The sequence below is a fragment of the Segatella copri genome, from assembly GCF_949820605.1.
Lineage (GTDB): Bacteria > Bacteroidota > Bacteroidia > Bacteroidales > Bacteroidaceae > Prevotella.
Map to the genome: position 1 here is coordinate 2,136,650 of NZ_CATKVU010000006.1, position 14,706 is coordinate 2,151,355.

The 14,706-nt window shown below is 47.8% G+C and carries 10 protein-coding genes and 1 pseudogene; 1 reads left to right on the plus strand and 10 read right to left on the minus strand.

The features are described 5' to 3' along the window. Nucleotides 1-274 precede the first annotated feature (274 nt). The 4 genes and pseudogenes from RCO84_RS10050 to RCO84_RS10065 form a co-directional block, all read right to left on the minus strand. The gene (locus RCO84_RS10050) at nucleotides 275-1,174 is read right to left on the minus strand and encodes an MlaD family protein (RefSeq protein WP_144151875.1); all 900 of its coding nucleotides are present in this window, start codon (nucleotides 1,172-1,174) and stop codon (nucleotides 275-277) included. Nucleotides 1,175-1,224: 50 nt separating this feature from the next. Next, nucleotides 1,225-2,526 (minus strand): N-acetylmuramoyl-L-alanine amidase family protein, encoded by a 1,302-nt coding sequence (locus RCO84_RS10055; protein ID WP_317584975.1) that lies wholly within the window; start codon nucleotides 2,524-2,526, stop codon nucleotides 1,225-1,227. 55 nt (nucleotides 2,527-2,581) lie between these two features. Continuing rightward, the gene (folB, locus tag RCO84_RS10060) at nucleotides 2,582-2,959 is read right to left on the minus strand and encodes a dihydroneopterin aldolase (protein ID WP_022121401.1); all 378 of its coding nucleotides are present in this window, start codon (nucleotides 2,957-2,959) and stop codon (nucleotides 2,582-2,584) included. A 66-nt stretch (nucleotides 2,960-3,025) separates the two neighbouring features. After that, a pseudogene (locus tag RCO84_RS10065) lies at nucleotides 3,026-3,484 on the minus strand (adenosylcobalamin-dependent ribonucleoside-diphosphate reductase); the annotation flags it as partial. Between the two features lie 370 nt (nucleotides 3,485-3,854). Here RCO84_RS10065 and RCO84_RS10070 point away from each other — a divergent pair. Beyond that, on the plus strand, nucleotides 3,855-4,592 hold the full coding sequence (locus RCO84_RS10070; RefSeq protein WP_317584976.1) for a nitroreductase family protein: 738 nt from the start codon (nucleotides 3,855-3,857) through the stop codon (nucleotides 4,590-4,592). 103 nt (nucleotides 4,593-4,695) lie between these two features. On the opposite strand, the gene RCO84_RS10075 is transcribed toward RCO84_RS10070, so the two are convergent. From RCO84_RS10075 to RCO84_RS10100, 6 genes are all read right to left on the minus strand, one after another. Then, entirely contained in the window at nucleotides 4,696-6,159 is a 1,464-nt protein-coding gene (locus RCO84_RS10075) for an MFS transporter (protein WP_287578254.1), read from the minus strand. 111 nt (nucleotides 6,160-6,270) lie between these two features. After that, a complete protein-coding gene (kduI, locus tag RCO84_RS10080; RefSeq protein WP_117695506.1) occupies nucleotides 6,271-7,236 on the minus strand; it encodes a 5-dehydro-4-deoxy-D-glucuronate isomerase in 966 nt (321 codons plus the stop codon). 27 nt (nucleotides 7,237-7,263) lie between these two features. Continuing rightward, nucleotides 7,264-8,619 carry a PTS galactitol transporter subunit IIC gene (locus RCO84_RS10085; protein WP_117695507.1) on the minus strand — a complete coding sequence of 452 codons (1,356 nt, stop codon included), beginning with the start codon at nucleotides 8,617-8,619 and terminating at the stop codon, nucleotides 7,264-7,266. A gap of 236 nt (nucleotides 8,620-8,855) precedes the next feature. Further along, nucleotides 8,856-11,333, minus strand: a complete 2,478-nt coding sequence (locus tag RCO84_RS10090; RefSeq protein WP_317584977.1) for a bifunctional UDP-N-acetylmuramoyl-tripeptide:D-alanyl-D-alanine ligase/alanine racemase — start codon at nucleotides 11,331-11,333, stop codon at nucleotides 8,856-8,858. Nucleotides 11,334-11,360: 27 nt separating this feature from the next. Next, entirely contained in the window at nucleotides 11,361-12,182 is an 822-nt protein-coding gene (locus tag RCO84_RS10095) for a GSCFA domain-containing protein (RefSeq protein ID WP_317584979.1), read from the minus strand. Between the two features lie 15 nt (nucleotides 12,183-12,197). Next, on the minus strand, nucleotides 12,198-14,705 hold the full coding sequence (locus RCO84_RS10100) for a YfhO family protein (RefSeq protein ID WP_317584981.1): 2,508 nt from the start codon (nucleotides 14,703-14,705) through the stop codon (nucleotides 12,198-12,200). Nucleotide 14,706 lies beyond the last annotated feature (1 nt).

Consider the following 14,706-nt stretch of genomic DNA (forward strand, 5'->3'; position numbering starts at 1 on the left):
GACGGGACGCACCAAAAGATGCGAAATCATGTGCAAAGTTACAAAAAAAATAGGAGAAATGCAAATCTCCTTATTTAAAACATTTTAATAGATAGACTTTAAATTACTGAATACCAAACACTTGTCTAAAATACAAATATAGCAGACTGAAATTCAGTGAAACAATAATGTAACGTCCCCGAAACGGCTAACAAACAAACAGTTTGCGAGTCATTTCGGGGCGTGAAACATACCGAATCTTATTTAGACTAAATTTATTTAGCTCGGACTCTTTTTACTTGTCTTTTCTGCCGAAAACAGAGAAATGGACATAGCGTTTCGGATGTGCCTTCAAGTCGATAACCAGAGAGTCGGCATGACTCATGGTTGACGTCAGATTGTCGTACAGCTTGGTATCGTTCATCAGCAATCCGAGGCTGCCCTGGTTACTGTTCAGCTTCTCAGTAAACTGATGAGCACTCTCCAAAGTCTGGTTCACCTTGTTCAAAGTGCCCTGCACATCAAGACTGGCCAGATTAGCTGTGAGGCGGTTGGTATTATCCAGCACGCCATTTGCCTTTCCTATCATACCCGGAACCTGTTTGTTGAGTCCTGCCATCAGGGTATTCAGTTCACGTGTAGAAACGGTGAGGTTGCTTGTAATGGTTTCCACATTATGCAGCGAAGCAGCCAGAGCCGGGTCAGCCAGCAGCGCATTCACGCTGGTAAGGATAGAATCCAACTTAGGCAACATCTTTTCCACTACCGGAACCAGGTTGGCAGCCTTATCCATCATGCCTCCGTTTACAGCACCCGGAATGATACCACCCGGTTCTACTCTTTCGCGCGGATTGTTTGCCAGAAGCAGATTCACCTGCAGGTTACCCATCAGGTCTTTTACTATTTCGGCTTTACTGCCCTGCGGGATTCTCAAATCCTTGATAATATCCACCTTTACTTTGATAGGACCATTCTCCTTGTAATCATATTCCAAACCATCCACGGTACCTACCTTATAACCATCCGCATAAATAGGCGTAGAGGCACCCAGTCCCTGGATGTCATCAAACGTCATATAGTAGGCGTTGTTGGTAGAAAACAGATTCATGCCTTTCAGAAAATTGATTCCGAAATACATAACCAAAATACCGACAATAGCTACAAGAGCTATCTTGATTTCTTTTGTTAGCTTCATATTTATCTCTTTATATATTCGTGCTTATATCTTATCCTTACTCAGGTCAATCAGCGGTTTCTGTTCTGTTTGAACTCACGTATCGCCTGATTCACATCATATTTCTTTCCATTCTTGAAAGCTATGATGAAAGCTTCCGGGAACTTCTCGGCAAGCGTCTTGCGCAAGCGGAAAATCTCATTATAGTTGGTAGAGGCTCCCATCGTATATTTCACCATATTGCCTTCCTGAAAACTGTCATAACCGGTTTCGCCCTTGAAATGGGCATCGCCCTTGCGGAGCGTGCGGTTGCTGACAAATATCTGAAGCTTGAAGACAGGCGCATCGGCTACATTGGCTTTCTGCTGTGCCGGCTTGTTCTGAGCTACAGTTCTGTTCTGCTGCGTCTGTCTGCTCCGCTGCGCCTGTCTGCTCTGCTGAGCCGTTTTAGCCTTTGTTGCTCTGGTTTCCACCTGCTTCACCGTTCTTCCCGGCGCAGTATCCGTCTCCTCAGCACGGCGCTCGTCCTTCTCCTGCTTCGTATCAGAAACTATCTTGGCAACCGGCACCGATTCTGTATCCGCAGCTCGATAAGGAACCGAGATGGATTTATCGTATTTATTGCGATATTGCGCAAAACCTTCGTAGATACCTCGGGCGATATCATCCACCCTGCTGGCATCGTTGAGCAGTCTTTCTTCATCGGCAGTAGTGATGAAACCGAGCTCTATCAGACAGCTAGGCATCGAGGTTTCTCTGAGAACCAGGAATCCAGCCTGATGCACGCCCTTATCCGGACGGTTGGCACCGGAACATACCTTTCGCTGGATATTGCGCGCCAGTTCTACGCTTCTCTCCATATTCTTACCCTGTATGAACTCGAAGATGATGTAGCTTTCAGAAGATCTTGGGTTGAAACCCTGATAGGTCTGCTGATAGCCCTTCTCCATCGAGATAACGGAGTTCTCTCGCATAGCCACATCGAGATTATCCTTGGCACGGTGCATACCGAGCGTATAGGTTTCAAAACCGCGGGCTATCTTACCGGCTGGCAGCGCATTGGTATGTACCGAGATAAACAGGTCGGCATTGGCGCGGTTAGCAATGTTGGCACGCTGTTTCAGAGGAATAAAGACATCCGTCTTGCGGGTATAGATGACTCTCACATCCGGCATATTGCGCTCAACATATTTGCCAAACTGCAATGCCACAGAGAGATTGATATTCTTTTCTTTGGAAATAGCACCAAGTGCACCCGCATCATGACCGCCATGACCTGGGTCGATAACGAGCGTGAAACGGCGGTTGGCACCTGTCGCTGTCAGCACCAACATACACAATAGGGTCAATATGAGTGTTATTTTCTTCAACATATCTTTCTGATGATTTTGCAAAATTACTACTTTTGTATCAGAAAACCTAAATCTACTATAAAGTTTTATCATTTGTTAATACAACTTCTACCCCTGCGCCGTCACAGTCAGCTCCAAAAGGAGGATTAACTTTGGTAATGGCGAGTTGTATTTTCTGAATAGTCGGATATTCTGCAAAGAGTCGCTTTCCTATCCTTCCGGCTACATGTTCCAGCAGTTTGCTAGGTATCTCCATCTCCTGTTTCACGAGTTCATAGAGTTCTGCATAGTTGAGGGTTCCAGCCAGTTCATCGGTTTCCATGGCTCTGGAGAAATCATAGCTCACATCCAGATTCACCACATAGTCGTTGCCCACCTGGGTTTCCTGTGGCAGAACGCCGTGATATGCATGAAAACGGACATTCTTCAAGTATATCTTACTACGGAAAAGCATAGTTTATATCAGTTTCTATCTTGGGGATTAGGATTCGGAATCGCTATCATCGTAAAGTTTCATCAGGCTACCATCCTTCAGATATCTCTTCAGGGCTGTCACAACACCTTTCTTCCAGGTATTGATGTTATCTGAAGTAAGCTGGAGCTGATAAACGAGCTTGATGACATGTTCGATAGGCATACGGTAGCGCAGCACACCGGAAATCAGCTTGGCATAGTTCCAGTATTCAGGATTAAACTTCTCGCTCAATCCCTCAACCGTAATCTTATAGCCTCGCTTGTTCACAAACTGGAAGTCGTATCGCTTCAAGCCTCCATCCAGAATGGTCTTCACAATCTTGCCTTTGCTTACAGATTTAGGCAGCATGATACCCTCGTCCTCATCCTGCAAACCCGTGAAGATTTCGTATGGATGACCATCGAGCAGTCCTACCAGAGCCACCCATTTCTCCTTATTATTCTGGAATCGCACCACATCGCATTCCAGTTCTCGAGGTCGCACCTCCATCACTTCAGGAGAGAAAACAGGAAGATGAGTTTCCTCTGAAACAACATTGGCTATCTGATCATAGAGTTTATTCCAATCAGACTGTTCTACATGATAATTCTGATGAAGTGTTGCCAGATTAGCATTCAATTCATCTATAAGAGCCTTGGAAGCCTCTTCAAAAGTCATATTTTCAGTATATTTCATATCAAACGTTTCATATTTTGGTGCAAAATTAAACTTTTATTTCTAAAATCTGAAACGTTTTGGCATATATTTCACTAAAAAAGCGAAAGAAAGACAACTTTTTGGGAAACTTTCACTAACTTTGCAGCAAAAATAGGGTTCTGAAATGGAACAGAACTCCTATATATATAATAAGGTATAATGATAAAATAAAAAAGATATGGAATCGATTAAGAACAGAACAAGCATCAGAAAATATGCAGAGAAGGAAGTATCTGAAGAACTCCTGAACCGCCTTTTGGAAGAGGCAGAGCGCACCCCGACAATGGGAAACCTGCAGCTTTACAGCGTTGTGGTAACAAGAAGTGAAGAAGGAAAGAAGGCGCTGGCACCAGCCCACTTCAACCAGCCGATGGTAACAGAAGCCTCTGTCGTCCTCACCATCTGTGCCGATTATCGCCGCACAACCCTCTGGGCAGAGAACCGCAAGGGAACCCCGGGCTATGACAACATTCTCTCTTTTATGAATGCAGCTACCGATGCCCTTCTCTTTACCCAGACCTTTACCAATCTGGCAGAAGAAGCCGGTTTAGGCACCTGTTTCCTGGGAACTACGGTTTATATGCCAAAGATGATCATCGACACCCTGAAGCTCCCTAAGCTCGTAATGCCAGTAGCCACATTGACCATCGGCTGGCCGGCAGAACATCCAGCCCTGAGCGACCGTCTCCCTCTGCGCAGCATCATCCACCACGAGCATTTCGAGGATTATACCCTAGAGAAGATTGACGACTTCTATGCAGAGAAGGAAGCTCTTGAAGAGAACAAGGAGTTCGTTCGCATCAACAACGTAGAGACCCTAGCCCAGGTTTTCACCGACATCCGATACACGAAGAAGGATTGCGAGGCGATGAGCCAAGGTTTCCTCGAAGCCCTCAAACAACAAGGATTTATTTAAAGGTAAAATAGTAAAAAGATAAAAAAGTAAAAAGGTAAAAAGGGCACCTCGCTGGTTAACATTCCGCTAGGCTTTTTTACCTTTTTACTTTTTTACCTTTTCATTATTCTACAACGATTGGCTTGTACTTAGGAACCAATGCCTTCATGATGCACCAGCCTACGAGGTAAGCAACACTACAGATGCAGAATACAATCATGTAGGCACCTGGCTTGCCATCGAAGCCCATGAAGCTGAAGGCGGAACCCTGACCATCTGCATAGGTGAAGAGCATACCGGAACCCTTGTTGATCAGGAAGGAACCGATACCACCTGCCATTGCACCAATACCGGTGATAGTAGCTACAGTTGACTTAGGGAACATATCACCGATAGTAGAATAAAGGTTGGCAGACCAAGCCTGATGACCTGCACCGAGCAAACCGATGATGATAGCTGGCCACCATGCACTGTACTCACCCATAGGCTGGGCAATCAGACCGAGCAATGGGAAGCAAGCGAAAATCAACATCGCACGCATTCTACCGATATATGGATTCATACCCTTCTTGTCTACAAAGTACGTTGGCAAGTAACCACCACCAATACTCAATACGGTTACAATAGCATAGAGAGTGAAGATGAGGGCGATACCCATACCTGAATCTGAAGAATAACCATACTGGTCAGAGAAGTAAGCTGGTGCCCAGAAGAGGAAGAACCACCAAACGCCATCAGTCATCAACTTACCTACGATGAATGACCAGGTCTGACGGTAGCTGAAGCACTTCAGGAAGCCGATAGTTTTCTCCTCAGCGGCAGTTTCTGTCTCTTTCTCAGCCTCAACCTTTTCGAGGTCCTCATCCTGCTCAATATAAGTAAGCTCAGCCTTGTTTACATGCTTGCTCTTAGATGGTTTGTCATAGAGCCATACCCAGAGGCCCATCCATACGTAACCGAGCACACCGATGATAATGAATGCCCACTCCCAACCCATGCTGCGAGCCAACAATGGAATGGTAGCTGGAGCTGCCAAAGCACCTACAGATGCACCACTGTTGAAGATAGCGGTAGAGAAAGCACGATCTTTCTTAGGGAAATACTCTGCTGTTACCTTGATGGCTGCTGGGAAGTTACCAGCCTCACCCACAGCAAGAATCAAACGGCAAGAGAGAAAGAGCCATACACTGATTGTAGCAATCGCTACAGCTGCATCACTACCTGCCTGTACCATGCGGAGTGCCTCGATAGAATCATAACCTTCCATCTGCATAGCTACCCAACCGCAACCGGCGTGCATCACAGCACCTGTTGACCATACGAAGATGGCAATGAGATAACCTTTCTTGGTGCCCATCCAGTCAACAAACTTACCTGCGAAGAGGTTGGCGATGGCATAGAAGATTGAGAAAAGACCGGTGATGGTACCATAGTGATCATCTGTCCAGTGGAATTCTGGAGCAATAAAGTCTTTCCATGTTAAAGAGAGAACCTGACGGTCCATGTAATTGACTGTGGTTGCGATGAAGAGCAGTGCACAGATTACCCAACGGAAGTTGGACATTTTGCTTGTTGTAATAGGACTCATTTTGCAAAAAGTTTTTAAGCGTTATACTTTTTTTTTATTTTAGATTACTATTTAGACGGCAAAGCCTGGCTCATATTAATCATAAGCCAGGTTGCCATATCATGTATCTTATTATTCCAATGTAGGAATCTTTACTACCTGCATATCGTTGTAGATCAGATTCTCACCTGCCATACCCCAGATAAAGGTATAGTTGCTGGTACCTGCTGCACAGTGGATAGACCACTCTGGAGCAATCACAGCCTGCTCGTTGTTCAACCAGATAGGACGTGTCTCCTGTGGTTCACCCATTACGTGGAGAATCTTCTGACCCTCTGGTACATTATAATAGAGGTAAGTCTCCATACGGCGGAGATGAGTATGAGCTGGCATGGTGTTCCATACAGAACCCTCCTTCAACTCAGTAACACCCATCTGCAACTGGCAGGTACGAACACCGGCTACACCATCGATAATCAACTGGTGGATTACGCGGTCGTTGCTCTCCTTCAGGCTACCAGCCTTAATGTTGTTGGCATCCTTCAGGGTAACCTTCTTGGTAGGATATGTCTGATGAGCACAAGCGCTGTTCATATAGAACTTAGCTGGCTTAGCTGCATCCTTGCTGCTTACCTCGATGTTCTTGGCACCACGACCTACGTAGAGAGCCTCCTGGAAACCGAGTGTATACTTCTTGCCGTCAACGGTAACAGTACCCTCGCCACCGATGTTGATGATACCCAACTCGCGGTTGTCGAGCAGATTCTTCTGATCGTTTGGCTTGTCTGTATAGAGAGGAGCGATAGAAGTCAGCTTCAGAGGAGCGGTTGTTGGCTCAGCACCACCGATGAGGAAGCGGTCGAACATGGTGTATGTCCAGTTTACCTCGCCTGGAGCAAACACCTTCTCGATAGCGAATTCACCGCGAAGACGGTCTGTTGTATAGTGCTTTGCATCCATCGGATTGCTTGCATAACGAACGTTGTAGTTAGTGTAGGCATTTTCCGCCTTCACTTCATAACCACATTTTCCACACTGGCCAAAAGCCTGACTTGCTGTTAATACCATTGCTGCTAATATTAATGTTAATTTCTTCATAATTATCTTGTTTTATTTTTTACCTTTTTACTTTTTTTCTTCCTTCACGATGCGCTGACGGTTGATAACCATCATGGCTACTGTGATGACTGCGAGAACACCCATACCTACGTATGAAAGCTTCACACCGCGATAGATAACCCATCCGAAGAGAGAGGATGCGAAATCGAGTGCACCGCCAGAGAATCCGTCAGGGATATGAGCGGCATTATCGCCTGTAGCTGCATAAACCTGGTTGGCTGCCAGCGTAAAGTCTGGTGCCATATCGGTAACGAAATAGAGACCGATGACGAGAGTTACCAGACCAATGATAAGCGTCTTCACCACATTACCTCTTGTAAACGGCAGAATCATTGGGAAGAGGTAGAACATACCTGCCAACGATGCCAAAGGCAAGAACTGGTTGCCTGGCAGGAAGACTGCGATAGCCAGGATAACCGGAATCAGAATCACAGATGCTACCAGGGTAGTAGGATGACCGATTACCAGGGCAGGACTCATACCGATATGAACCTTCTTGCCGTTAAACTTGGTCTTCACCAACTCCTGTGTCTTCTCTGAGATAGGTTTCAAACCATCGATAAACAGGGCTGTAATACGAGGAATCAGCTCCATCACGGCTCCCATCGTTACACCCAGGAAGAGAATCTTCTTGATATCGAGCTGGGCTGCCCAACCTATCAGGGCACCTACGATAACACCGAGTACCAGTGGCTCACCGAGCACACCAAACTTCTTCTTCAGTCCCTCTGCATCGATATCGAGCTTAGAGAAGCCCGGAATCATATCGAAGAGTTTATTGAAAACGATTGCGAATGGCATGAAACTCTGGCAGAATGGCTGCGGAATTGAGATACCATCCAAATCGTAATATTTCTGGAATCTATCGGCTGTCAGGTCTGCACAAACCAGCGTATTGATGTAGCAGACGATAGCTGCGAAATAGCCCCAAAGCAAACTCTGGCCCATCACGAAGTAAGCCACTGCACCGATAAAGGCGAAGTGCCAGTAGTTCCAGAGGTCGATATTTACGGTACGTGTTGTCTTGGTAATCAACATCAGAAAGTTGACACCCAGACAGATTGGGATAATCAATGCGCCCACTGCTGTATTGTAAGCTACAGCTGCAGCTGCAGGCCATCCCATGTCAAAAACGTTTAACTGTAGGTGGTAGATGTCAGAAATAGCCTTCAATGGGTCGTTGAAGTTGGTAGTCAGCAATGCTGTTACCACGCCCAAGCCTACGAAACCCACGCCTACGAAGAGTCCCGACTTCAAAGCCTTTCCGAATTTCATGCCAATACACAGACCGATAACCGTGAAGATGATAGGCATCATCACGCTCGCACCGAGACTGATAATATAGCTAAATACTTGTTCCATTTTAATTTGTAGTATTGTTTAATTGTTAGAAAATACACGACAAAGAGCACCCTCTTTTGTCTTTTAATGATTTGTTGTGTGCAAAGATACACTTTTTTCTTCAATTACAATACGTTTTGATGGAAAAATTTACGCAAAAAAAATCCTATCAGAACATTTCTGATAGGATTTCTCTATTTTATACGTTTTAAAATGATTTTTTACCGAATCGGTCTTCATTCTTCCCTCTTCACTTCCTAGTCCTGGAAGTAAACTCTCTTCACACGGTTGCTGATGGTGGTCAGCACCTCGTAAGGGATGGTCTCAAGGATGTCGCTCAGTGTCTGGACAGGCAGATGCTCGCCGAAGATTTCTACCGAATCTCCTTCCTTGCAAGGGATGTCGGTCACGTCTATCATAGCCACATCCATACAGATGTTGCCCACATAATCTGCCTTCTGACCGTTCACCAGACAGTAGGCATGACGGTTGCCCAGACGGCGGTTCAGTCCGTCAGCATATCCGATAGGGATGGCTGCGATGACGCTGTCTCTGTCGAGAATTGTCTTGCGGCTGTAGCCCACACTGTCACCTGCCTTCACGTTGTGCATCTGCAGAATGGTTGTCTTCAGGGTGCTCACGCAGTTGATGGTCTTGTTGTTGCGCGAATTGATGCCATAGAGTCCGAGTCCCAGACGACACATATCCAGCTGGCGCTCCGGGAAGTGCTCGATACCTGCCGAATTGCAGATATGGCGCAATATCTTATGGTCGAAGGCTGCCTGCAACTGCTTGCTGCCCTTGTCGAAGAGTTCAAACTGATGAGCTGAGAAATCATCGAAACTGTCGTCATCGCTGCCCACGAAGTGAGAGAACACAGAACGTGGTATGATGGCATTCTGGTGCTTCAGCTTGCCGATGAGTTCCTCCATATCGTTCTCCGGGTCGAAGCCCATGCGGTGCATGCCGGTATCCAGCTTGATATGGACAGGGAAACCGGTTACTCCCTCTTTCTCAGCTGCCTTGATGAGCGCATCGAGCAGACGGAAAGAGTAAACCTCCGGCTCCAGGTCGTAATCGAACATGGTCTTGAAGGCGGTCATCTCCGGATTCATGATCATGATGTTGCTGGTGATGCCGTTCTTGCGCAGCGTAACGCCCTCATCGGCTACAGCCACAGCCAGATAGTCTACACGATGATCCTGCAGGGTCTTGGCTATCTCCACGGCACCTGCACCGTAGCCGTCTGCCTTGATCATGCATACCAGCTTGGTTTCCGGCTTCATAAACGCACGGTAGTAGTTCAGATTGGCTACCACGGCGTTCAGATTCACCTCTAGCGTAGTCTCGTGTACCTTCTGTACCAGCAGTTCGGTGAGCTGGTCGAAGCCAAACTGACGGGCGCCCTTCAGCAGAATCACCTCATCGCGCAGGGAAGCAAACACCTCGCTGGCGATGAATTCCTCTACATTCGGGAAGAAGAACTTCTCTGAAATCTGAATCACATCGTGCTGCTTGCAGAGCTCAGGACCGATACCGATGAACTTTACCACGCCACGTTTACGGGCTAAATCGCTCACCTCTTTATATAATGCCTCCGGTTCCTGACCGCTCTGGTAGATGTCGCTCAATATCAGCGTATGGCGACGACCGCGATGGTCTGGACGGCGGTTCATGAAGTCGAGGGCGATATCAAGCGAATTGATATCACTGTTGTAGCTGTCGTTGATCAGCGTACATCCGTGCTGTCCTACCTTCACCTCCAGTCTCATTGCCACAGGTTCGAGCTGTGCCATGCGCTTGTCGATATCTTCAGCCGAAAGACCAAGTTTCGATGCCACGACGGCAGAGATGATGGCATTCTGTACAGATGCATCGTCGATGAACGGGATAGAGAAGCTGTCTTCCTCACCTTTATATATATAGGTAATCACGCTCACGCTCTGCTGCTTCTCGATGTTCTTCACATAGAAAGGAGCCTCCGCATTCTTGAGCGACCAGAAGAGTTTCTCGCCCTTATAGTCGGGATATTCGGCCATCACCTTGTTGATAACCTCGTCATCGCCATCATAGATTACGGTCTCTGCATCATGGAAGAGGATGAGTTTCTCCCGGCATTTTTCCTCCATGGAAGAGAAATTCTCCTGATGCGCAGCACCCAGATTGGTCAGTACGGCGACGGTTGGCTGGATGATGTCACGCAGGGCAAGCATTTCGCCAGGCATACTGATACCTGCCTCGAAAACGCCCACCTGGGTCTGCTCGTTCATCAGCCATACCGACAATGGCACACCTATCTGAGAGTTGTAACTGCGCGGACTGCGGGTAACAAACATACTTGGCGAGAGCAGCTGGTAGAGCCACTCCTTGACCATGGTCTTTCCGTTTGAACCCGTGATGCCTACGATAGGGATGTTAAACTCGTCACGGTGGCGCTCAGCCAGACGCTGGAGAGCCTCGAGCGTGTTTACTACCTTCAGGAAGTTGGCTCCCGGATAATCAGAAGCATAGCCCTTAGGCACATTCGTTACAACAAAGTTTTTCACACCTCTGCGATACAGCTCAGGGATGTAGTTATGACCATCATTGCGCTCCGACTTGAGCGCAAAGAACAGAGTTTCCTCTGGGAAACAAAGTGAACGACTATCGGTCAGGATAAAACCGATGTTGGTATCATTGTCTCCATAGCGACGCGCACCTATCAGTGTGGTTACCTTTTCAATAGTATATGTCATTGTCTTGTTATTTAAATATTCTTTATTTTATAAGAGATGATATTTCTCCTCAAATTGTCTTTTCTTCTCTTCCGTCCTGGCGATGAACTTCTGGTGTTCCTCACTCTCGGAATGGAAGGGCTTATGGCCGAGTGCTTCGCGGATAGGCCGCCAGTCTTCCAGAAACTGCTCCGCTGCCTTGCCGAAGTAAGTTGCCCGGAACCGCTCCCAGATATAGTCTACAGCCTGCTGGCTCGGGTGCAGCATGTCTTCCTTGTAGAAGCGATAGTCACGAAGTTCATCGTTCATGATCTCGTAAGCCGGAAAATAGCTCACCACTCCGGGATTCTCCTTCACCAGCTTATCGGCTGCCAGCAGGAGCGTAGCCTTCGAAAGCTGACTCCCGTGATAGCCGTATTTCGCATAGCGGATAGGACTTACCGTGATGATGACCTTCAGCGAGTCTTCACTGCCATCAGATGCTGCGGTCTGCGATTTCAGCAGATTGATAGCCTTCTGCAGATAGCCGGCACATTCGTCCACGCTCAGTTCCCGCTCTTCGAAGAGGCGCTGCGGGCGTTTCTGGCAGTTGTCCACTATCTCGCCCGTCTCCTTCAGGATATACACATGGTTGGTACCCAGCGTAAAGACAGCCACCCGGGGACGCACCTCGGAACATTTCTCTACCGTATGGAGAATGCTTGCCGGATTATACATCACCCCGAAGGGATTCACCGTAGCCCGGAAGCGGTTCTCCACAAAACGCCTACCCAGATTGTCGGCAAAGCAACTGCCCACAAAGAGCATCCGCTCTGCCGCCCCTATCTCGAAGTCGGCCTTCGGAATATCTATTTCTGTGCGAAACAGCATAAGTCTTTCTCTTTTTTATTCATTCACTTCCGGAGAAGCCTTCTTGCGTTTTCTCACCTCAACCACTATACCTATTATAATAAGGAGAGCCAGAACACCATAACCGATGTAAGCCACCGTCTCGGTATTCTTGAGCGACTGAGGATGGAAATCGAGCACAACCTTATGGCTGCCTGCTTTCACGTTCAGCGCACGCAGAATATAGTTCACTCTGCCCAGCTCAGCCGGCTGTCCGTCTACCGTAGCCGTCCAGCCCGGATAGTAAATCTCAGAGAATACGATCACGCCACCCTTGCTCGACTTCACCTCGTAAGTCAGGTTGTTCGGCTTATACTGCGTCATCTTCACCACCGAAGTATCATCCTGCTTCACGCTCTGCGCCAGCTGTTCCTTAAACTTGGCATCAGCCACAGCCACATGTCGGAGGTTCACCTTGCCCACGCCATCGATTTCCTCGTTGGCATTGTTCACATACTTCACCTCGTCTACGAACCATGCATTGCCGTAGGCATACGGATTCTGAACCGGAACGGTCTGTCCGCCCTTCAGCGGCATGATGAAGTATTTGGTATTCAGCATGTTCAATACTGGATAGATACTGTCGCCGTTCACCTTGGTCATATCGCCGCCCGCAGCAGCTACCGCCTGCATCGTTTTCTGCATCTCAGGAGCGATATGTGCATCAATCATCTCCTGGTAGCGACGGAGCTTGGCTGGATGATAACCGCCGATGCTCTTGTGGTAGTAAGAGGTCTCGTTCTCATTGAATGTATTCGATGCCAGATTCAGCACACGGTAGTCGAGTGACTTGTCACGGCAGATAATCTTATCGGTCTCGGTCATCTGCTGCGGTGTATCGCGCTGCGCCTTGTCTACGAACATATCATCGTAGAGATAGCGCTTGTTCACCATCCACATATCCACCAGACAGAGCACGGCGATACCGGCAATCATATATTCCTTGCCCAGCTTCTTCATCTTGAAGAGCATCAGCAGTGCCGAACCGATGAGGATGATCCAGAACGAACGCCAGCAGTCGGATGTGAAGATGCCCTTACGGATATCCGTCAGATTGCTCATGATTGGAGAGATATACTCCTGAGGCAACTGCTGCAGCGCCTGTGTCTCCTGTACCGATACGAAATCAGAGAAAAATACGCCCGGCATGATGGCGAAGAGCAGACAGAAACCTGCTGTCAGACCGAAACTGGCATATACATATTTTATCTTCTCTGTCAGAATCTCCGGCTCATCCACAATCTTCTTCAGCGCCATCATCGCCAGGAGCGGGATGGTGAATTCTGCGATAACCAGGATAGATGCCACCGTGCGGAACTTGGCATACATCGGCACATAATCGAGGAAGAAATTGGTAAACGGCATGAAGTTTCTACCCCAGGCGAGCAGGATGCTCAGGATGGTGGCTGCAAGCAGCGCCCACTTCATCGGACCCTTCACGATAAACAGACCCAGGATAAAGAGCATGCAGACGAAGGCGCCTACATATACCGGTCCGCTCGTTCCCGGCTGGTTGCCCCAGTACTGTCCCAGCTGCTGGTAAATCTGAACGAAGTTAGGATCCGCCTTCTCCATCGCCTGATGGTTCTGCGCCAGCGGCACGGAGGCACCGCCCTTGGCATCCGGAATCATCAGCGTCCAGGTTTCGTCGATACCATAGCTCCACTGTGTGATATAGTCTCTATCCAGACCGCTGCTGGTCTGGTTAGCCGCATTTTTCTTTACGAGTTCGCTCTTTCCACGCATGGTTTCCTGACCGTACTGCCAGGTATGATAAAGGTTCGAGAGGTTGAGCGAGATACCGATAAGGGCACCCACCACGCATACCGCCGTAGCCTTTCCGAAACGTGCGAGTTCACCTTTCTTGATGGCATCTGCCAGGAAGGCAATCACCATGAAGAGGATGATAAAGAGATAGTAATAAGTCATCTGCACGTGGTTAGCCTGCACCTCGAAAGCCGAGAAGATGGCAGTAAGGAGCAGTCCCTTGAGATACTTGCCCCGATAGGCAAGCACCACGCCCGCAATCATCGGAGGCAGATAAGCCAGCGCCCATACCTTCCAGATATGTCCGGCAGCGATGATGATGAAAAAGTAGGACGAGAATGCCCAGATGATACTTCCCAGCGCCGCCAGCGACTGTCTGAAGTTGAAGGCACGCAGCATGATATAGAAGCCCAGAAGGTATACAAAGACATACCATACATAGTCTGGCAACCACAGATGATATGCCTTCACAATCTGGCTGAGCACCTGATTACTGTCATACGAAGGCGACATCTGATAGGTAGGCATACCGCCAAACACCGAGTTCGTCCATCGTGTAGTTTCTCCCGTCTGTTGCTGGAAGAGTTCCTTTTCATGTCCCAGTCCCTTTCCTGCCGCTGCATCATGTTGGAAGAGGATTCGTCCGTCCATATCGGCTGGCATAAAGTAGACGAAGGAGATGATTGCAAATGCAATAACTACCAGAATATCCAGTAGATACTTCTTCAAAAATTTCATA

Bases quoted from the DNA above. Each gene is read 5' to 3' on its own strand.
- folB (WP_022121401.1), bottom strand. From the start codon at position 2,959: ATGCTTTTCCGTAGTAAGATATACTTGAAGAATGTCCGTTTTCATGCA.
- kduI (WP_117695506.1), bottom strand. From the start codon at position 7,236: ATGAAGAAATTAACATTAATATTAGCAGCAATGGTATTAACAGCAAGT.
- RCO84_RS10100 (WP_317584981.1), bottom strand. From the start codon at position 14,705: ATGAAATTTTTGAAGAAGTATCTACTGGATATTCTGGTAGTTATTGCA.
- RCO84_RS10095 (WP_317584979.1), bottom strand. From the start codon at position 12,182: ATGCTGTTTCGCACAGAAATAGATATTCCGAAGGCCGACTTCGAGATA.
- RCO84_RS10085 (WP_117695507.1), bottom strand. From the start codon at position 8,619: ATGGAACAAGTATTTAGCTATATTATCAGTCTCGGTGCGAGCGTGATG.
- RCO84_RS10090 (WP_317584977.1), bottom strand. From the start codon at position 11,333: ATGACATATACTATTGAAAAGGTAACCACACTGATAGGTGCGCGTCGC.
- RCO84_RS10070 (WP_317584976.1), top strand. From the start codon at position 3,855: ATGGAATCGATTAAGAACAGAACAAGCATCAGAAAATATGCAGAGAAG.
- RCO84_RS10055 (WP_317584975.1), bottom strand. From the start codon at position 2,526: ATGTTGAAGAAAATAACACTCATATTGACCCTATTGTGTATGTTGGTG.
- RCO84_RS10075 (WP_287578254.1), bottom strand. From the start codon at position 6,159: ATGAGTCCTATTACAACAAGCAAAATGTCCAACTTCCGTTGGGTAATC.
- RCO84_RS10050 (WP_144151875.1), bottom strand. From the start codon at position 1,174: ATGAAGCTAACAAAAGAAATCAAGATAGCTCTTGTAGCTATTGTCGGT.